At 53.8% G+C, this 20,400-nt stretch carries 13 protein-coding genes and 7 pseudogenes; 8 read left to right on the plus strand and 12 right to left on the minus strand.

Annotated elements, in window-relative coordinates; all coding sequences use genetic code 11:
• Positions 1-37: 37 nt before the first annotated feature.
• A pseudogene (locus ACWWJF_RS23220) lies at positions 38-1,855 on the plus strand (virulence factor SrfC family protein); the annotation flags it as partial.
• A gap of 49 nt (positions 1,856-1,904) precedes the next feature.
• Here the strand turns inward: ACWWJF_RS23220 and ACWWJF_RS23225 are convergent.
• On the minus strand, positions 1,905-2,276 hold the full coding sequence (locus ACWWJF_RS23225; RefSeq protein WP_455870692.1) for a hypothetical protein: 372 nt from the start codon (positions 2,274-2,276) through the stop codon (positions 1,905-1,907).
• Between the two features lie 110 nt (positions 2,277-2,386).
• Between ACWWJF_RS23225 and ACWWJF_RS23230 the strand changes: the two genes are divergently transcribed.
• Positions 2,387-2,710, plus strand: a complete 324-nt coding sequence (locus tag ACWWJF_RS23230) for an IS4/Tn5 family transposase DNA-binding protein (RefSeq protein ID WP_455870278.1) — start codon at positions 2,387-2,389, stop codon at positions 2,708-2,710.
• Here the strand turns inward: ACWWJF_RS23230 and ACWWJF_RS23235 are convergent.
• A pseudogene (locus tag ACWWJF_RS23235) lies at positions 2,702-3,909 on the minus strand (IS3 family transposase). The gene ACWWJF_RS23230 and the pseudogene ACWWJF_RS23235 overlap by 9 nt on opposite strands.
• 87 nt (positions 3,910-3,996) lie before the next feature.
• Here ACWWJF_RS23235 and ACWWJF_RS23240 point away from each other — a divergent pair.
• Positions 3,997-5,070 (plus strand): annotated as a pseudogene (locus ACWWJF_RS23240) (IS4 family transposase); the annotation flags it as partial.
• Here ACWWJF_RS23240 and ACWWJF_RS23245 read toward each other — a convergent pair.
• Positions 5,045-5,821, minus strand: coding sequence for a hypothetical protein (locus ACWWJF_RS23245; protein WP_455870277.1), 777 nt, complete (start codon positions 5,819-5,821; stop codon positions 5,045-5,047). The pseudogene ACWWJF_RS23240 and the gene ACWWJF_RS23245 sit on opposite strands and share 26 nt — an antisense overlap.
• A gap of 180 nt (positions 5,822-6,001) precedes the next feature.
• On the opposite strand from ACWWJF_RS23245, the gene ACWWJF_RS23250 reads away from it, so the two are divergent.
• Positions 6,002-7,333: an IS4 family transposase gene (locus tag ACWWJF_RS23250; protein ID WP_455868936.1), complete on the plus strand. Its 1,332-nt coding sequence runs from the start codon at positions 6,002-6,004 to the stop codon at positions 7,331-7,333.
• Between the two features lie 83 nt (positions 7,334-7,416).
• Here the strand turns inward: ACWWJF_RS23250 and ACWWJF_RS23255 are convergent, their stop codons facing one another.
• On the minus strand, positions 7,417-8,001 hold the full coding sequence (locus tag ACWWJF_RS23255) for a HupE/UreJ family protein (protein ID WP_455870693.1): 585 nt from the start codon (positions 7,999-8,001) through the stop codon (positions 7,417-7,419).
• Positions 8,002-8,108: 107 nt separating this feature from the next.
• On the opposite strand from ACWWJF_RS23255, the pseudogene ACWWJF_RS23260 reads away from it, so the two are divergent.
• A pseudogene (locus tag ACWWJF_RS23260) lies at positions 8,109-9,265 on the plus strand (IS3 family transposase).
• Here the strand turns inward: ACWWJF_RS23260 and ACWWJF_RS23265 are convergent.
• Both ACWWJF_RS23265 and pntA read right to left on the minus strand, forming a co-directional pair.
• Positions 9,250-10,217: pseudogene (locus tag ACWWJF_RS23265) on the minus strand (NAD(P)(+) transhydrogenase (Re/Si-specific) subunit beta); the annotation flags it as partial. The pseudogenes ACWWJF_RS23260 and ACWWJF_RS23265 overlap by 16 nt on opposite strands.
• Positions 10,218-10,227: 10 nt before the next feature.
• A pseudogene (pntA, locus tag ACWWJF_RS23270) lies at positions 10,228-11,576 on the minus strand (Re/Si-specific NAD(P)(+) transhydrogenase subunit alpha).
• Between the two features lie 509 nt (positions 11,577-12,085).
• Here pntA and ydgH point away from each other — a divergent pair.
• Positions 12,086-13,036: a DUF1471 family protein YdgH gene (gene ydgH, locus ACWWJF_RS23275; protein ID WP_455871229.1), complete on the plus strand. Its 951-nt coding sequence runs from the start codon at positions 12,086-12,088 to the stop codon at positions 13,034-13,036.
• 192 nt (positions 13,037-13,228) lie between these two features.
• Here the strand turns inward: ydgH and kdsA are convergent, their stop codons facing one another.
• From kdsA to hemA, 6 genes are read right to left on the minus strand one after another with little or no spacing between them, the layout of a single operon-like run.
• Entirely contained in the window at positions 13,229-14,083 is an 855-nt protein-coding gene (kdsA, locus tag ACWWJF_RS23280) for a 3-deoxy-8-phosphooctulonate synthase (RefSeq protein WP_455870694.1), read from the minus strand.
• 40 nt (positions 14,084-14,123) lie between these two features.
• Complete coding sequence (sirB1, locus tag ACWWJF_RS23285; protein WP_455870695.1) at positions 14,124-14,933, minus strand: invasion regulator SirB1; 810 nt, start codon at positions 14,931-14,933, stop codon at positions 14,124-14,126.
• 2 nt (positions 14,934-14,935) lie between these two features.
• Complete coding sequence (locus ACWWJF_RS23290; RefSeq protein ID WP_455871230.1) at positions 14,936-15,328, minus strand: SirB2 family protein; 393 nt, start codon at positions 15,326-15,328, stop codon at positions 14,936-14,938.
• Positions 15,328-16,179, minus strand: a complete 852-nt coding sequence (prmC, locus tag ACWWJF_RS23295; protein ID WP_455870696.1) for a peptide chain release factor N(5)-glutamine methyltransferase — start codon at positions 16,177-16,179, stop codon at positions 15,328-15,330. Before prmC ends, ACWWJF_RS23290 begins: the two co-directional genes overlap by 1 nt.
• Entirely contained in the window at positions 16,179-17,261 is a 1,083-nt protein-coding gene (prfA, locus tag ACWWJF_RS23300; RefSeq protein ID WP_455870697.1) for a peptide chain release factor 1, read from the minus strand. The genes prmC and prfA overlap by 1 nt, the downstream gene beginning before the upstream one ends.
• 39 nt (positions 17,262-17,300) lie before the next feature.
• Positions 17,301-18,557: a glutamyl-tRNA reductase gene (gene hemA / locus ACWWJF_RS23305; protein WP_455870698.1), complete on the minus strand. Its 1,257-nt coding sequence runs from the start codon at positions 18,555-18,557 to the stop codon at positions 17,301-17,303.
• A gap of 219 nt (positions 18,558-18,776) precedes the next feature.
• Here hemA and ACWWJF_RS23310 point away from each other — a divergent pair.
• Together ACWWJF_RS23310 and ACWWJF_RS23315 are read left to right on the plus strand one after the other, a co-directional pair.
• A pseudogene (locus tag ACWWJF_RS23310) lies at positions 18,777-18,944 on the plus strand (IS256 family transposase); the annotation flags it as partial.
• Between the two features lie 124 nt (positions 18,945-19,068).
• On the plus strand, positions 19,069-20,400 hold the full coding sequence (locus ACWWJF_RS23315; RefSeq protein ID WP_455870699.1) for an IS4 family transposase: 1,332 nt from the start codon (positions 19,069-19,071) through the stop codon (positions 20,398-20,400).

The following is a 20,400-nucleotide window of genomic DNA, read 5'->3' on the forward strand; positions in this document are numbered from 1 at the left end:
GTTAGAACGATGTGTATAACGATATGACTTCTGGCCCGCCGCTATCGCCCTTACCCCGGCGTTAACTATTGACGATCGGGCGCGGTTATTCTCAGTGTTGTGGCAAGGCAAAGAAAAGTACACGGCGACCTATCGCCAGTTTGCGCATACGCTACAGCGCCTGAATTACAGCTATAAAGTGCTGGCACCGCTCAGCGTACTGGTCGATGACGTCTTGCTGCCTACCGATGGCATCATGAACTTGTCAAGCGTCGCCTACCTCAATACCTCGTCCGATCCCAGCGTGCATGTGCGCCCAATCATCAATAATCGGGCCAGTAAACCGGTTGAGCTTTCTCTGGCGGAGCTGGCTTTCCTCGCCGTTGAACTGGTGGTGACACTACAGTCACCGACGCGTGAGCCGCTGTTTGAGCAAGTCGACCTGCTTGATATTCCAGGCTTCAATTCGCTCAGCAACGTACACGTCGCTTCCAGTAGCGATCGCGAGCACGGCGCAGTGCAACGTTATCCGGTGCTGATAAAAAACCTGCTGCAAGCCAAGACCAGCTATTTACTGGAACGGTACACCGAGCAGCACGCCATCAATCTGTTGATGATCTGCACGGCGGTAGATCGGCGCGCTGATGTCAAAGCAGTCGGTAAAGCGCTCGACTACTGGGTGAAACAGACGCAGGGGGAAACCGCGCAGCAGCGTAGTCAGCATAAACCCGGCTTGATTTGTGCGGTAACAAAATTCGATCAGCGTGTCATACACAACACCCATTACGATGAAGGCGTTCAACGTTACGTGGGTAATCCGGCAGAATCCTGGGGAACCATGCTGGCAACGGACGAACGCGGTGTAAAACGCATGGCGAACTGGCTGAATACCGAAGTCAAACGGGAAAACAAGCTTGCGCGACTGTCAGAACAATTGCATGACATGCAAAATGAACTGTTCGAACACATCCTCGGCGGCTGGTATCAGTCTGACAGTGAAATTTCGGCGATGAGAAAGCAGAAAGTGGCCGAATCCGTGTTGAAATCACTCCAGACGCGACCGGGCGTACACGGCGAATTGCTGGAGCGCATGTTGCCGACGCGGGATGAGTTACGCCGTCTTTACCAACAGCAGCGTCAATCCGGCGTTAGCCATGTAACTCATCCGGCCCTGGATAACATTAGTGCCATGACCAACGCCGATCCTTTCGGCATCGGTATGGATATCGATTTATTCAGCGACACACCGCTGGATGTGACACAGACTGACGAGTCCCAAGCCCCGAGCGATGTGGATACCAATGCGACCTTTGACAGTCAGGTCTTGCGCTTTTGGATAAACCATATGCGCAACCTGCCAGACAACGGACCGCTGGTTGAATTGCTCGGGTTGAGTAAACCGACGCTGGAAATGCTGATGGAAGAAGTCATCACCGCCGGCCTGCGTCAAGGCATCAATCAGGCGCTACACGCGACGCTGAACCAGGACGATCACCCCAGCGCCTACACGGACAATGAGATCGACAGTCAGGTTTCTCGCGCCCTGACGGTACTCGGCGATTATATCGCCTGGTTAAGCTTCCAGAACATGCCCGAGGAACAGCGCCCGGAAAGCCGCATCAACCGTGGACGAAAAATCTTCGCCAAGCCGGAAAAACAGGCTGTCAGTTGGGGTAGCGCCAAGCGATTGACCAAGTTATCGCTCACGCCGACCAACAATACGGCATTTTACGTGTATGACTGGCTGGTTGGGCTCAATACCCTGATTCTGCAAAATGCCGGGCATTCAGCCGGTGGCGAACTGGATGCTGAACAGCGCAAACAGTTGGGTGCCATTTTGCAAATTTTCAAGCCCACCCCCTCTGGCGCAAAATAAGTGCCCCGCCCCTGCTGAATGCAGGGGCAAAACTTCCACATCAGGCCGTTCACCGGTAGCTTTCAGTATGGATCGCGTTCATCTCCAGTGTGGCGAGTAATGATGAGTACAGGGTATCAATGATGTAATCGCGCAATCGTGCCAGACTGACATCGTAATCAGACACGCAGCACAGGGCGTAGTACAAATCGTTTTCATCTGCCATCGCTGCGACATAGCGCTCAACGGTGCGCTTGATATCTGATAACGTCATTTCGAGAGCCGACGTTGATGCCTGCGTGGTTTTTGCTTGCTCCAGAAGTAGCGTACAGGCTTCTTTCATCATCAGACTTCTTGGCGATTGCGTCGACAACACCTCACAACGCCCGAATTTGTTGACATGGCATTTTAAGATGCTGCCTAGGGTCACCTCGTTATACACAAGTCCGCAACGCCTTATATGCCAAGGGTTAGCGGGCTGAAATAGGCAGCCGGTGGGGTTGTAAATGAAGTGAAACCGACGTGTACTATCGCCATTTACGGCGCTGAAAAATGACACGGGATTCAGATGGCTGGGCACACCAAGAACTGGAAGGGGTAAATCTTGGTGACACGAGGCTCAATAAGCGTGCCAAAGGGCTTTTGATACGGCTGGCTGAGAATCCGCAAGCCAGCATTCCGCATGCGTGCCTCGGATGGTCTGAGACGCTGGGTGCTTACCGCTTCATGGAGAACCAAGCATTCGAATGGCGAGACATTCTGCAACCTCACTGGCAGCGTACGCAGGAAAGGATCCGAGAACACGAGGTTGTGCTGTGTATCCAAGACACTGATCTTGACCCACCATCTCCGGACAGCTTTTGTATCTTAAGTTAACGATGCCCGCTGGCGCCGATATTCTCTTGGGGAGTTGTATCCCAGCGCACTGTGCGGATGGTTTTCATTGTAATGATTGAACGCCGCTGCAAGATTCTTCAGCGCTGTTCGCACATCGGGTTTTGGCATGAAGGCGATGTAATCTTCCTTCATCGTCTTCACGAACCGTTCTGCCATGCCGTTACTCTGTGGACGGCTCACTGCTGTTGTGCAGGGCTCCAGATTCCGTTCTCTGGCGAACTTCCGCGTTTCATGCGCTGTGTACGCTGAACCATTATCCGTCAGCCATTGCACTGGTTTATCCGGCAGCGCGCTACCGAAGCGTTTTTCCACCGACCTCAGCATCACATCCTGCACGGTTGAACTGTCATAACCCCTGGTGCTCGCTGCCCAGTCTATGGCCTCCCGGTCGCAGCAGTCCAGTGCGAACGTCACCCGCAGCTTCTCGCCGTTGTCACAACCGAACTCGAAGCCATTTGAGCACCAGCGCATATCGCTCTCTGCTACCGCGATTTTGCCTTTATGCTCCCGCTTCGGACGTTCAGTTTTATCATGCAACAACAGCAGGTTATGCTCGCTCATTATCCTGTAAAGCCGTTTGGCGTTCACCGGTGGAAGTCCCTCTGCACGACGTTGCTTACCCAGGATACCCCACACTCAGCGGTAACCGTAACTGGGCATGTCGCTGATGATACGGAGGATGTCCGATAATATCTCAGCATCAGCTTCGTCATTACGCCGGTTGCTGCGCCTGTCCAGCCAGTCGGCAGAACGGTTAACCCGCAGTGAAAGCTGCGCACGCGACACGCTCATGGCGCGGCTGACCAGAGCTATTCCCCGTCCTTTGGCAACAAGGGCGCGTGCGCTATCCATTTTCGCGACTGGCGGTACTCCACTGCTTCTTTGAGGATCTCAACTTCCATCGTCTTCTTACCCAGAAGGCGCTGTAGCTCCCGGACCTGCTTGAGGGCAGTCGCCAGCGCCGAAGCTGGAACCACTTCTTCTCCGGCCGCAACGGCGGTGAGGCTTCCTTCCTGGTATTGCTTCTTCCACTTAAACAAAAGGCTGGGCTGGATGCCATGCAGGCGGGCTACATGGGAGACGTTCATCCCCGGCTCCATTGTCTGCTGAATGATGGCGATTTTCTCTTGCGGAGTTTTACGCTTACGGACTTCTTGCCCTAACAGGATCCCGGTCATTTCAAAATTAGCATGATTGTTAGACATATATCTAAGCCTATCTCTTATCTGGAGATACAGCTACCGTCTGGTGTTACAGGGGGCTACATCATGTGTATCCAAGACACTACCGAGCTTGACTTCAACGGGCAGCAAATCCAAGGCTTGGGTCCCTTGAACTACGAAGCCAGGCGTGGTCTGTACCTGCATCCGACCTACGCGGTCAGTCCGGATCGCGTGGGGTTGGGCGTACTGGATGCGTGGATGTGGGCAAGAGAGCCGAAGGATGCAGACGGAAAACGCGATGGGCTCAAGGAGAGTACGCGCTGGCTCGAGGGATACGAGCGAGTTGCTGAACTCGCCTCGGAGTTGCCAAACACACGTCTGGTGTACTTAGCCGATCGCGAAGCGGATATCAAGGCGTTGATGCAGCTCGCTGATGACCTTGGCACTCCGGCTGACTGGTTGATCCGCTCGACTCATAATAGCAGTCTGGACTGTAATGAGAAGCTTTGGCAGAAGGTTGGAAAGACCGTGCCGGTGGGAGAAATCCAATTCGTTATGGCGGCTCGCGCGGGGCAGAAGGCGCGTACGGTGAAACAGGCGCTGCGCGTGAAGCGAGTGTCGCTGCGTTGCGGGTTGGCAGTGACTTGTGTGATAGCCAAGGAAATTGAGCCGCCAGCAGGCGTGAAGCCGGTCGAGTGGCGGTTGCTGAGCAATCGCGTACCTGAAGGACGAGAAGATATCGTGGAGCTGATCGACTGGTATCGGGCTAGATGGGAAATCGAGATGTTCTTCAATGTGCTGAAGAACGGCTGCTGTGTCGAAGCGTTACAGTTATCGACCGTGGATCGCATTGAGCGGGCATTGGCGCTGTTCATGATCGTGGCATGGCGCATCGCCTATTTAATGCGTATGGGACGAACCTGTCCAGAGCTGGACGCAATGTTGTTCTTTGATTCCGACGAGACTCATGGCGCTTACCTACTGATGAACAAGCGTATGCCCAAGGGCCGCCCTAAGCTAAACGAAGTATTGCGCTTAGTTGCGCAACTCGGAGGCATTCTTGCTCGAAAAGGCGACGGTGAACCAGGCGCAAAAACTATCAGGAAAGTCTTGCAGAAAGTCATGACGGCCGCCGAAACGCTACGCGCGCTCAGGCACGAACAGAGATGTGTATAACGAGGTGGCCTAGGGTTACTACGCGATCGCCACGTGCCAGCGCCGCTATCGCATGGTGTACCTGCTCTTTATATTCAGGATCGCAGGCGATCAAATAGAGACAATTGGCGTCGGTGATATCTTCAACGGGGCGCCCCTTGACCGACATACTTTGCGGATCAAAGCATGCCATGCCCAAAGCCTGTGACGATGAAGTAGGCGGATCAATGCCCAGCAGCACGGTAGCGCCGCGGCCTCTGTCATTCGTTGCACCGTTCCCGTCCATAAAAGTATTAAAATAGCGTTGGTCAGAACCGTAAACAGCCAGTTTTTCCTTCGTTAACGCGACAAAGGCATCAAGACTGTCGCGATGTGAAAGACAGCGTTGAGTTCCATCAGGCCCGTATTCGACATCGATCACCCGCCAGTTGATGTCCTGATACCCATTGCCTTGCAACTGCACATGAATAAAGGACTTCATCAGCAACCCACCTGCGCCAAGTGAAATCAGCGTCAGCGGTTGATCCCGGTTGGGCATCGTCTGCCGGATATGATTAATCAGCGTATTGATATAACTCACCCGACTGCGTAGCGAGGAAACATCATCATGCTCACACCAGAAGAACCGATCCTGAAAACGATAAACCAAGTGTCCATGCGGCCTGAGGTGGGTTTGATTCATCACTGAGGCGGGCGTCAAGGCAGCGTGCTGCCGATCGCGGGGATAAAGGGGTAACAGAGCGATAGATTCGGAAGTCACTGCTGGCAACATGGCAATATTCCTTTAAATTCAGATAATTATACGATAACAGTCACTGGGTTAGCCCCACCTCGTTATACACAAGTCCGCAACGCCTTATATGCCAAGGGTTAGCGGGCTGAAATAGGCAGCCAGTGGGGTTGTAAATGAAGTGAAACCGACGTGTACTATCGCCATTTACGGCGCTGAAAAATGACACGGGATTCAGATGGCTGGGCACACCAAGAACTGGAAGGGGTAAATCTTGGTGACACGAGGCTCAATAAGCGTGCCAAAGGGCTTTTGATACGGCTGGCTGAGAATCCGCAAGCCAGCATTCCGCATGCGTGCCTCGGATGGTCTGAGACGCTGGGTGCTTACCGCTTCATGGAGAACCAAGCATTCGAATGGCGAGACATTCTGCAACCTCACTGGCAGCGTACGCAGGAAAGGATCCGAGAACACGAGGTTGTGCTGTGTATCCAAGACACTACCGAGCTTGACTTCAACGGGCAGCAAATCCAAGGCTTGGGTCCCTTGAACTACGAAGCCAGGCGTGGTCTGTATCTGCATCCGACCTACGCGGTCAGTCCGGATCGCGTGGGGTTGGGCGTACTGGATGCGTGGATGTGGGCAAGAGAGCCGAAGGATGCAGACGGAAAACGCGATGGGATCAAGGAGAGTACGCGCTGGCTCGAGGGATACGAGCGAGTTGCTGAACTCGCCTCGGAGTTGCCAAACACACGTCTGGTGTACTTAGCCGATCGCGAAGCGGATATCAAGGCGTTGATGCAGCTCGCTGATGACCTTGGCACTCCGGCTGACTGGTTGATCCGCTCGACTCATAATCGCAGTCTGGACTGTAATGAGAAGCTTTGGCAGAAGGTTGGAAAGACCGTGCCGGTGGGAGAAATCCAATTCGTTATGGCGGCTCGCGCGGGGCAGAAGGCGCGTACGGTGAAACAGGCGCTGCGCGTGAAGCGAGTGTCGCTGCGTTGCGGGTTGGCAGTGACTTGTGTGATAGCCAAGGAAATTGAGCCGCCAGCAGGCGTGAAGCCGGTCGAGTGGCGGTTGCTGAGCAATCGCGTACCTGAAGGACGAGAAGATATCGTGGAGCTGATCGACTGGTATCGGGCTAGATGGGAAATCGAGATGTTCTTCAATGTGCTGAAGAACGGCTGCTGTGTCGAAGCGTTACAGTTATCGACCGTGGATCGCATTGAGCGGGCATTGGCGCTGTTCATGATCGTGGCATGGCGCATCGCCTATTTAATGCGTATGGGACGAACCTGTCCAGAGCTAGACGCAATGTTGTTCTTTGATTCCGACGAGACTCATGGCGCTTACCTACTGATGAACAAGCGTATGCCCAAGGGCCGCCCTAAGCTAAACGAAGTATTGCGCTTAGTTGCGCAACTCGGAGGCTTTCTTGCTCGAAAAGGCGACGGTGAACCAGGCGCAAAAACTATCTGGAAAGGCTTGCAGAAAGTCATGACGGCCGCCGAAACGCTACGCGCGCTCAGGCACGAACAGAGATGTGTATAACGAGGTGGGTTAGCCCGTGTTGTAAAATCCGATATCCCACCGCATCAGACGGTGGGAATCTGAGTCGTCATCAAGAAAAACACTCAGGCAAAGAAGCCACTCAACAACCCTACGCCAAGCAGCGCAGAGCCCGCGCCAATAACGCGCGGCCACCACACGCTGCGTTTCGCCGCCAGCATGGCGTAGCCCAACGCCAGCCCTCCGATGTGCAGCAGCGCAGTCGCGACCACCATCCCTGACAAGGCGGCGAATGAGTGAGACAACTCTGCGCCATGCGCCAGCCCATGAAACAGGGCAAAAGCGCCAACCAGCACAGCGCCGGTGGCGGCTGACAGTTTCAGTTGCATGGCCACCATCAGCCCCAGAACCAGCAGCGAGGCGGCAACAATATGTTCGGTCGCCGGCACAACCAGCCCCGCCATCCCAATCAGTGCGCCCACCAGCAACAGACTGGCAAAGGAGATCGGTGCCAGCCACCATTTTTGGGTATTCATGGCGCTCCACACACCGACCAGCGTCATGGCAAACAAATGATCGAGGCCGGTAAGCGGGTGGATAACCCCCTGCACAAAGCCAGTCACATGGTGGGCGCCATCATCCGCCCCGATATGGGCAAAGGCAGCAACGGGCAAGGCAAATAAAGCAGCAGTAAACGGTAATGACTCCAATTAGTAGAACATGTGTTTTTCGATGAAGGCTCCGTGTAGTGGCACACTGATACTGGCCACCTGATCGGAGGTGATATGCTCACCTCATCAACACGACAGGTGACCTCATGGGTAAACATTTTACGGCGGAATTTAAGCTCGAAGCCGCAAAGCTGGTTGTCGACCACGGCTACACATACGTTAAGGCCGCAGAGGCGGTTAATGTCAGCCATTAGTCGCTGGGTCAATAAGCTTCGCCTTGAACGACAGGGAAAAACGCCAACGGGACTTCCTCTTACCCCTGAACAGCTCGAGCTGCGTGAGATGAAGAAAAAAGTCCAATGCCTTGAAATGGAGAACGAAATCCTAAAAAAGGCTACGGCGCTCTTAATGTCGGACTCACTCAACGGTTCACGGTAGTCGACAGGCTGAGGGCGCGATACCCGGTCACGGCGTTGTGCCAAACTTTTGAGGTACATCGCAGCAGCTACAGGCACTGGCAGGCTTCCGCTAATGAACCCGACGGTGAGCGCGTGGTTAAGTGTAGTCGCGTCATGGAAGCCTGGAACGCCAGCGGCGGCTCTGCCGGCGCTCGAAGTATCGCGACCATCGTCACCGGCAGCTCTGGTGTCAAAATGGGGCGCTGGCTGGCAAGCTGATGAAGGAGCTGGGTATCGCCAGCTGCCAGCGACCGGCTCACAAATACAAACGCGGCGGCAATGAACACGTTGAAATACCGAACTATCTCAACCGCCAGTTCGCGGTTACCGCGCCGGATCAGGTCTGGTGCGGCGATGTGACCTACATCTGGACGGGCAAATGCTGGGCTTACCTTGCGGTGGTGCTAGACCTGTTCGCCCGCAAACCGGTGGGCTGGGCCATGTCGACGTCGCCGGACTCGGCGCTGACAGTTAAAGCGTTGCAGATGGCCTGGGAACTCCGGGGACAACCAACAGGAGTCATGTTCCACAGCGACCAGGGCAGCCACTATACCAGCCGTCAATACCGGCAAGCCCTGTGGCGCTGCCGGATAAAGCAGAGTATGAGTCGGCGGGGTAACTGCTGGGATAATGCGCCAATGGAGCGGTTCTTCCGCAGCCTGAAGACAGAATGGGTGCCGACAAAGGGTTACAACAGCTTCAGCGAAGCCCAGGACGCGATTATCCGCTACATCACGGGGTATTACAGCGCTATCCGGCCTCACTGGTATAACGGCGGCTTAACTCCAAACGAATCTGAGCGACTGTTCTACATACAGTCTAATGCGGTGGCCAATATTAGTTGACCACTACACACCGCCATGCCGTATCCCGGCGTAATGATGACCGAAGTGGAGTTTTTCAGCAGTTCCGCGACGTCTTCCGCCGACGCTTCACGGTATTCACCCACTTCTTCGCTGGCGCCGGTAGAAGAACCATCGGTACCAAATCCGCCGGCAATGACGCTGAAGAATGAACGGTTCATCGCCTTACACATGATGTAAGAGAGAATCGCACTCGAAGAACCGACCAGCGCACCGGTAACGATCAGCAGGTCGTTGCTGAGCATAAAGCCCGCCGCCGCCGCCGCCCAACCGGAATAGGAGTTCAGCATCGACACCACCACAGGCATGTCAGCACCACCGATGGATGCCACCAGATGCCAACCGAACACCAGTGCAATGGCGGTCATGAACAGCAGTGCAATGCTCTGTCCTGCCACGCTACCGGTATTCACAAACCACAACAGCAGCAGGAACGACACGACCAGCGCGGCCAGGTTCATTTTATGGCGATGCGGCAGGATGAAATAATGCCGCGCAGTTTACCGAAGGCCATCACGGAACCGGTAAAGGTTACCGCACCGATAAAGATGCCGAGGAACACTTCTGTCAGATGGATATTAACCATCACCGGATCGGTGATTTCACCGTGATCCAGGAAGCTGTTAAACCCAACCAATACAGCAGCCAGACCAACGAAGCTATGCAGAATGGCGACCAACTCCGGCATTTCAGTCATTTCGACTTTACGCGCCAGGTAGATACCGACAGCACCACCGATCGCCATCGAGGCAATAATCCAGCCAACGTTTCCGGCATTCGGCCCGAGAATGGTGGCAATCAGCGCAATCGCCATCCCGGTAACGCCAAAGATATTCCCCTGACGTGATGTTTCATGTTTTGACAACCCTGCCAGACTGAAAATAAACAAAATAGCGGCAACAATGTATGAAGCTGTAACCAATCCTCCAGACATGTGTTACCCCTTAGTTTTTACGGAACATTTTCAGCATGCGCTGGGTGACGGTGAAACCACCGAATATATTGATGCTGGCGATCAGTACGGCAATGAAGGAGAAGAACGACACCCATCCACCATGACCGATCTGCAACAGCGCCCCCACCACAATAATGCCCGAAATCGCATTGGTAACGGACATCAGCGGCGTATGCAACGCATGACTGACGTTCCACACCACGTAGTAGCCCACCACACACGACAACGCAAACACGGTGAAATGCGATAAAAACTCTTTCGGAGCAACGTTGGCCAGCCAGCCGAACAACAAAATAGCCAGGGCCATAAACGCGTATTTTTTCCACGGTGAAGCCGGTGTCGCTTCTACTTTTGGCGCAGCAGCGGCCGCCTTGGCCTGTTGCGGTTGAGCAGAAACCTGAATCGGCGGTGCCGGCCAAGTGACATCCCCTTCTTTCACCACGGTAACGCCACGGATCACCACGTCATCGAAATCAACGGTGATGGTGCCGTCTTTCTCTTTGCACAACAGCTTCAACAAGTTAACCAGGTTAGTGGCATACAGCTGTGAAGATTGTGTCGGTAAACGGCTCGGTAAATCAGTGTAGATGTCGACGTCTTTTGCCTGCGCGGCGAACAGTTCCATTTCCGCTTTGATAAAGGCTTCGGACATCACTTTGGCATAGCCGTCACCGCTGCCCGCTTCTTCTTCAAAATCAAGCTCAAGGAATTCGGCGCCCATACTCTGCACCTGTTCCTTAACCTCCGGGCGGGTGTCGAACGCACGCACAATCGCTCCCAGACTGCCTGCTGCACCGACAGCGGCCAGTCCGGCAACGCCCGCACCGATCACCATCACTTTGGCTGGCGGTACTTTACCGGCAGCGGTAATCTGACCGGTGAAGAAGCGGCCAAACTCATGGGCGGCTTCCACAATGGCGCGGTAACCGGCAATATTGGCCATGGAGCTCAAGGCATCCAATGATTGCGCACGAGAAATACGCGGCACAGAATCCATTGCCATCACGGTAATCTGACGCTCTGCCAGTTTTCCAGCAATGCCGGATTCTGAGCGGGCCAAATAAAGCTCACCAGCGTGCTGCCTGCACGCAACAACGCCGTTTCATCCTCCAACGGCGCGTTAACTTTGAAAATGATATCGGATTGCCAGACATCCGCCGGTTCCGCAATCGCTGCGCCCGCAGCGGCATAAGCGGCATCGTCGAAACTGGCCAATTTGCCCGCGTCACGTTCTACTGAGACCTCGAAGCCGAGTTCCAGCAACTGTTCCACCGTTTTCGGCGTTGCTGCGACACGCGCTTCATTGGCCAACCGTTCTTTTGGTATACCAATACGCATACTGATTCCCTATCGCTTATTTATACGAAGTTTTTATTGTCACCCCACCTGATAACTCGATTGCCCGGCAATGCTTGCGCAACGTTCTGTTATCAACAATCACAAGGCAATGACATATAACCTACTGAAAATGAGATCGATGATCCATATATAAAATCACTTTCCTGCAAATGCTTAGCAAACTTCGGCGAATGGCTCGAATTCAGGAGAAAAGCCGCCGCTATCTACCTAGTTTTTATCATTATCTTCCAAAACGTATTTAGCGGTAATTCACAAAACTCGCTTGTTACAAGGTTGTTATTACTTCACTTATCGCACGCAAATTATCATTAATGGGTATTATTCCCTTTTTTGTGCCGCGAATGCTTCACCCCCTGACGATACGCCGCCGCCAGACAAAATGCTGAGGCGAACGCGCTGATTACGTGCCATAATCGGCACCACGTTGTGTCATCAGGTGATGACGTTTTTTGTCGCAACCTTCCATGCGTCAGGCGAAAGGATTTTTTATGAAGCTGAAGACCCGCGTTATCGCGTCTACCCTCCTCTCTCTCGCGGTTTTTTCTGCCCACGCGGCACAGGAATTGACACCCGAGCAGGCTGCTGCGGTAAAACCGTTCGATCGAATTTCTTTTAGTGGCCGTTTTGACGCCATTTTTGACGCGGTGGCTGAAGCGTCAAAACGTGCCGACAAAGCCGGAGCTGATGCGTTTTACATTCAGGCGATCAACGAACAAAACCGAGGCAACAGTCAGACGGTTTATGTCGACCTGTACCATAAAGAGGCACCGAAAGTGGATGCTACTCCGGTACAGCGCACCTTTGATGGCATTCGCGAACTGCCGCAATATGATGCTTACCATCTGGAGCCGTTTGATACCGTATCGGTCAGCGGGTATTTCTCTACCCAGCCTGACATCAATGCTGCCATCGCCAAAGCCGCTAAAGAAAAGAATGCCGCCTCCTTCTTTATCGTGCGCCAGGTCGATATCAACAGCACTGGCACTAACCAGAAAATCACCGCTTATGTCTATAAAGCCGATGCGCCGAAACGTGTGGTGCAGAGCACTGATGTGATCCCCGCTGACTCTGACGCGGGCCGCGCAGCCCTAGCCGCAGGTGGTGAAGCGGCGGCTAAAGTGGAAATCCCCGGCGTTGCCATGTCTGGCAGACCGAGCCGTAACGTGGGTAATTTCTACGAAACGCAGACATCTAAAGGCGGACGCTATACGGTGAATTTGGCCGATGGCAAAAGTATTCAGGAATTAAACAAGGCCACCGCAGCACAGATGACCCCCTTCGACTCCATCACCTTCCGTGGCAACTTCAACGGAACGACAGATGTGTCAGAAGCGGTGGCAAAACGTGCCGCCGACAAGGGTGCCAAGTACTACCACATTACCAAGCAGTGGTTTAACAAAGGCAGCAATATGACCATCAGCGCGGATCTGTATAAATAACCGCGTGTTGTAATTTTTTACTGAAGTGCAGATTCCCATCCAAAAAGTCACTTTACCCCTCGTCATCCCGGACGAAAGTCGGGGAGCTCTGTGAGAATAAATGCGTTTCTTCTGCACGAAATTCCCGCTTTCGCGGGAATGACTATGGTAGGCGAGAATCGGCTTTTAGAGCGGATAATTAAACGCGAATAATCAGTTGTTGGTATCCAGTTCCGGGAACTGTTTGACCAGATCATCAATCGCTTTAATTTGCCGCAAGAAGGGTTCCAGCTTATTCAGCGGCAATGCAGACGGACCGTCGCATTTCGCGTTGGCCGGATCCGGATGTGCTTCAATAAACAACCCTGACAAACCAACCGCCATGCCTGCTCGTGCCAGCTCAGTGACCTGACCACGACGACCACCGGAGGCCGCACCGAAAGGATCGCGACATTGCAATGCGTGAGTCACGTCAAAAATCACCGGGCAGCCGCCAGACACCTGCTTCATGACGTTGAAACCCAACATATCCACAACCAGGTTGTCATAACCAAAGTTGCTGCCACGATCGCACAAAATTACCTGCTCGTTGCCACCTTCCTTGAACTTGTCAATGATATTGCCGATTTGTCCTGGGCTGATAAACTGCGGTTTTTTCACGTTGATCACCGCGCCGGTTTTCGCCATAGCCTCAACCAGATCGGTTTGACGCGCCAAAAACGCCGGTAGCTGGATCACATCCACCACATCGGCGACGGTCTGCGCCTGCTGTGCTTCGTGCACATCCGTTATAACCTTCACACCGAAGGTCTGTTTCAGTTCCTGGAAGATCTTCATGCCCTCTTCCAGACCCGGCCCACGATAAGAGTGAATGGAGGAGCGGTTAGCCTTGTCGAAGGAGGCCTTGAACACGTAGGGAATGCCCAGTTTTTGCGTTACGGTGACGTAATGTTCACAAATACGCATGGCGAGATCGCGCGATTCAAGCACATTCATGCCGCCAAACAGGACAAAAGGCGCGTCGTTGGCAACAGGAATATCACCAACCTTGACCACTTTGTTCTTCATGCTGTTACCTTATCGCAGTGATTAACATTAAAAAAATGCGTTAGTGCAATACAATATGTTTTTGCTCTATCGAGTGAATTTGCACTTTGATCATTTCACTGACCGGATCTTCAGGGCACTGTTCCACGAAGTAGATTAAATCAGACACCGCGATATGGTCGCAGTCCAATTGTGCATAGATCAAGCCGCGATCGCGAATTTCATAAGGGTCTTCCGGATCGAATTGCAGCACGGCTTCACTGGCCCGCAACGCAAGTTCCATCTGCTTCTCTTCCATCAGCGCCACTTTTAACGTATCAAGCAATTTGCGTACAATCAGCACGTTTTCCGCTTCGTCCAGATCTTCATTCATCAGTTGCGTAGACGGGCCAATGTTACCTTTAAGCCACACATCCAGCACATGTTCGCTCAGAGTATCGCCATTGAGCGGATTGATGAGCCACATCTCGTTATCCATCCAGTCCGCGCGCAGGATCAACTGTGTCGGGAAAATCACCGGCATCATGGGGAGATCCAAGGCGTGAGCGATATGCAAGAACACAATTCCCAGCGATACTGGCATTCCCTGGCGGGATTCCAGCACCTTATCTAGCCACAGCGCATCGGATAAACGGTAAACACCACTGGCACCGCCAAATCCCCATGTGTGGTAAAAAAGCATCAACAACATATCCAGTTGTTGATCCTGATCCAGATCGCGGGGAATGGCTTTACGCGCTTCATAAACCAACTGTTGCAGTTTCTTGCGTACATTCAGGGCGGAGAAGTCACTTCGCACTCTCTGTGAAACTAAAATAACCCCTTCACTTAACGGCGACTGATTGAATTCAAAATCCGCAATAGAACTCATAGTTATTCCATCAGAAATGCGAGTTTAGTGATTGCTGCCAGTGCAATCAGAAAGAAAAACACCAAGGCAAGGATAAACGCTACCCAACGCAGACTCAGGCTGCGTTGGCGTCGACCCAGCACGATGTGTCCCAGTAAAATGTAAATGATAACGCCAAACAGCTTCGCCGTCAGCCAGCTTTCTGGCACAGAGAAAGGATAAAAGCGATTGATAACGATCAGTGCAATACCGCTCGCTAACAGTAGCGTATCGTTAATGTGCGGCACTACCCTGACCCAGCGCTGTTGCAACGCGGGAGAGTGGCGGCACAGCCAATAAAAACGTGTCACAAACAGGCCAATCGTTACAACAGCAGTAAGCACGTGCACCGTGAGAACAACGGCGTGGTACGACATCAGGCATCTCCCTCTGCCGCCGGCCACTGCCCCAGCGTCACCCGCTCGTTACCACCATAATCGCGGCAGGTGGCAACCTGCTCAAAACCGCGCTGTTGCAGCAACTGCCGCACTGGTTCACCTTGCTGCCAACCGTGCTCTAACAGTAACCAGCCCGCATTTTTCAAATGTTGCGGAGCCTGTTGGATAATCCAGCTCAAATCCGCCAGTCCGCCTTCGGCGGCCACCAGTGCACTGAGCGGTTCAAAGCGCACATCCCCTTCACGCAGGTGGATATCTTCGGCATCGATATAAGGCGGGTTGCTGACAATCACGGAAAAACGCATGGGCGCGACCGGTTCAAACCAATTACCATGCAGAAATTGCACATTGGACAATTGCAATGTCGCCGCATTGCGTTGTGCCAATGTCACCGCGTCCGGCTGAACGTCAACCCCGGTCACGGTGCAATCCGGGCGTTCGCTCGCCAAAGCCAGCGCGATCGCTCCGGTTCCGGTGCCCAAATCAAGCACCGTCGGAGCACTGAACTGCGCCATGCACTGCAACGCTTGTTCCACCAGACACTCAGTGTCTGGACGTGGAATCAGCGTTGCCGGGGAGACAGCCAGTGGCAGAGACCAAAATTCACGTGCGCCCGTCAAATAAGCCACTGGCTCACCGTTGATGCGACGGGCCAGCAGCGCCGACAGGCGCTGAAGCTGCGCGTCATCAAGCAAGGTTTCGCCAAACGCCAGCAAAAACGTGCGCCCTTTGCCCGTAACGTGTTCCAGCAGAATTTCTGCGTCACGCTTCGGGCTTTCACTGTGGGTCAGCTGCTGTAGCGCCGTTGCCACCCAGGTGCGGTAATCCATTATTCCTGCTCAGACAGCGCAGCCAACTGATCGGCCTGATACTCTTGCACCACGGGTTGGATCAGCATATCCATCTTGCCTTCCATCGCTTCATCCAGTCGGTAAAGCGTCAGGTTAATGCGGTGATCGGTCACGCGCCCCTGCGGGAAGTTATACGTGCGGATACGATCGGAACGGTCGCCGCTGCCCAACAGGTTACGACGCGTCGATGCTTCTTCCTGCTGACGTTTTTGCACTTCTGCTGCGCGTATATGCGCAACCAGCACCGACATGGCCTTCGCCTTGTTTTTGTGTTGGGAACGCTCATCCTGACATTCGACAACAATTCCGGTCGGTAAGTGGGTGATACGAATGGCTGAGTCAGTGGTGTTAACGTGCTGACCACCGGCACCGGAAGAACGGAAGGTATCAATACGCAAATCCGCCGGATTAATATCGGGGGTTTCCGCTTCGGGCACCTCGGGCATTACCGCGACCGTACAGGCTGAGGTGTGAATACGCCCCTGCGATTCTGTGGCAGGCACGCGCTGCACGCGGTGGCCGCCCGACTCAAATTTCAACTGTCCATAAACACCATCGCCACTCACTTTGGCGATCACCTCTTTATAGCCACCATGCTCACCGTCGCTGGCACTCATGATTTCCACTCGCCAGCGGCGCGATTCAGCATAACGGCTGTACATGCGAAACAGATCGCCCGCAAACAGTGCGGCCTCATCACCGCCGGTGCCTGCACGCACTTCAAGGAAGCAACCGCGCTCATCGTCCGGATCTTTCGGCAATAACAGCACCTGAAGCTGCTGTTCCAGCGCCTCGCCGTCAATCTTCAGTTGTTTTAATTCTTCTTGCGCCATATCGCGCATTTCCGCATCGTCCAGCATCAATTCTGCGGTTTCACTGTCTTCTTGCACCTGCTGCCAGCGTTGAAAACAGCGCGTGATGTCCGCCAACTGGGCATATTCGCGAGATAACGCGCGAAAGCGCTCCATATCGGAGATAACGCTCGGCTCACCCAGCAAGGCTTGTACTTCCTCGTGACGTTCTTGTAACGCTTCCAGTTTGGCAACAATAGAAGGCTTCATGCGTGCGGTTAATTCCTGTCAACTAAGAATGGAGGGCGGCTAGTCCAGCCCGAGGCTATCGCGTAAAAAGTGTAATCGGTTCAGATCGCCATCGCGGGCAGCCTGCTGCAACGCGGCGGTAGGCGCATGAATGAGGCGGTTAGTGAGACGCGAGGTTAATGCGTCCAGCACCGCTTCGACGTCGTTGCCTTGCTGAATAGCTGCAAGCGCTTTCGCCGTCATTTCCGCACGAATCGCATCTGCCTGTGAACGGTATTCTCGAATGGTTTCCACCGCAGATTGCGCACGCAACCAGGCCATAAAATCGGCAGATTCTTGCTGCACGATGGATTCAGCCTGCACCGCTGCGGCCTGACGTTGCGCCATGTTGTGCTGAATGATGGCATGCAAATCGTCCACGCTATACAGATAAACGTTGGGTAACTTACCCACTTCCGGCTCGATATCGCGCGGGACGGCGATATCCACCATCAGCATTGGCTGGTTACGTCGCGCTTTCAGCGTCCTTTCCATCATGCCTTTTCCAATAATCGGCAGCGTACTCGCGGTGGAGCTGATGACGATATCGGCCTGCGCCAGATAGTCGTTCAGTTCGCCCAGCGTGATCACTTCAGCGCCCACTTCAGCGGCAAGGACTTGCGCGCGTTCGCGGGTGCGGTTGGCAATCACCATGCTCTTCACCTGATGTTCGCGTAAATGGCGCGCCACCAGTTCAATAGTTTCTCCCGCACCAACCAGCAGCACGGTAACACCCACCAGTGACTCAAAAATCTGCCGCGCCAACGCACAGGCAGCAAACGCCACCGACACCGCACTGGCGCCGATATCCGTCTCCGTGCGCACCCGTTTTGCCACCGAGAACGAACGCAGGAACAAACGTTCCAGCTCGCTGGAGAGAGAGTGACCGCGTTGGGATTCGGCAAAGGCTTTTTTAACCTGCCCAAGAATTTGCGGCTCGCCCAGCACCAACGAATCCAATCCGCTGGCAACACGCATCAGGTGGTTAACCGCCGCATTATCCTGATGCCAGTAGAGGCTGTTTTTCAGTTCATCAGGGTTCAGATGGTGGAACTGGCACAGCCAGTCAACCAACTGTTCGCGCTGGTTCTCCCGCTCATCGACACTGAGATACAGCTCAGTACGATTGCAGGTAGACAGCACAACCCCACCCTGCACCAACGGCTGCGCAAGCAGGCTGTGCAAAGCATCACCCAGCGCATCAGGGGAAAACGCGATACGTTCCCTGAGTGATACTGGAGCGGTTTTGTGGTTGATGCCAAGCGCAAGCAGGGTCATTGGGTCATTCTTGAATAAATGCCGTCAAGAGTAATGCCGACATTAGTATGGTCTTCGAGTAGGGGCATTCTACTTGATGCTGCGCAGCATGAAAAGCGACGCGGCGCGAAGTACCTCTATTGGCGTAGTTGATATTGCGTGCCGCATGACCCTGTACATAAATTTGTGTAATTGCCTGATTTTGATATGTTCAATCCAACATCAAAAACAGGTTAATTTATGGACGAAAAACAGTTGCAGGCTCTGGCTAACGAACTGGCCAAAAATCTCAAAACCCCTGACGCTCTCAGCCAATTCGATCGCCTGCTGAAGAAAATCAGCGTTGAGGCTGCTCTCAACGCCGAAATGTCCCACCATCTGGGCTACGATAAAAATCAGCCCAAACCCACCTCGTTATACACAAGTCCGCAACGCCTTATATGCCAAGGGTTAGCGGGCTGAAATAGGCAGCCGGTGGGGTTGTAAATGAAGTGAAACCGACGTGTACTATCGCCATTTACGGCGCTGAAAAATGACACGGGATTCAGATGGCTGGGCACACCAAGAACTGGAAGGGGTAAATCTTGGTAACACGAGGCTCAATAAGCGTGCCAAAGGGCTTTTGATACGGCTGGCTGAGAATCCGCAAGCCAGCATTCCGCATGCGTGCCTCGGATGGTCTGAGACGCTGGGTGCTTACCGCTTCATGGAGAACCAAGCATTCGAATGGCGAGACATTCTGCAACCTCACTGGCAGCGTACGCAGGAAAGGATCCGAGAACACGAGGTTGTGCTGTGTATCCAAGACACTACCGAGCTTGACTTCAACGGGCAGCAAATCCAAGGCTTGGGTCCCTTGAACTACGAAGCCAGGCGTGGTCTGTATCTGCATCCGACCTACGCGGTCAGTCCGGATCGCGTGGGGTTGGGCGTACTGGATGCGTGGATGTGGGCAAGAGAGCCGAAGGATGCAGACGGAAAACGCGATGGGCTCAAGGAGAGTACGCGCTGGCTCGAGGGATACGAGCGAGTTGCTGAACTCGCCTCGGAGTTGCCAAACACACGTCTGGTGTACTTAGCCGATCGCGAAGCGGATATCAAGGCGTTGATGCAGCTCGCTGATGACCTTGGCACTCCGGCTGACTGGTTGATCCGCTCGACTCATAATCGCAGTCTGGACTGTAATGAGAAGCTTTGGCAGAAGGTTGGAAAGACCGTGCCGGTGGGAGAAATCCAATTCGTTATGGCGGCTCGCGCGGGGCAGAAGGCGCGTACGGTGAAACAGGCGCTGCGCGTGAAGCGAGTGTCGCTGCGTTGCGGGTTGGCAGTGACTTGTGTGATAGCCAAGGAAATTGAGCCGCCAGCAGGCGTGAAGCCGGTCGAGTGGCGGTTGCTGAGCAATCGCGTACCTGAAGGACGAGAAGATATCGTGGAGCTGATCGACTGGTATCGGGCTAGATGGGAAATCGAGATGTTCTTCAATGTGCTGAAGAACGGCTGCTGTGTCGAAGCGTTACAGTTATCGACCGTGGATCGCATTGAGCGGGCATTGGCGCTGTTCATGATCGTGGCATGGCGCATCGCCTATTTAATGCGTATGGGACGAACCTGTCCAGAGCTAGACGCAATGTTGTTCTTTGATTCCGACGAGACTCATGGCGCTTACCTACTGATGAACAAGCGTATGCCCAAGGGCCGCCCTAAGCTAAACGAAGTATTGCGCTTAGTTGCGCAACTCGGAGGCTTTCTTGCTCGAAAAGGCGACGGTGAACCAGGCGCAAAAACTATCTGGAAAGGCTTGCAGAAAGTCATGACGGCCGCCGAAACGCTACGCGCGCTCAGGCACGAACAGAGATGTGTATAA

This window comes from Symbiopectobacterium sp. Eva_TO, from assembly GCF_053848865.1.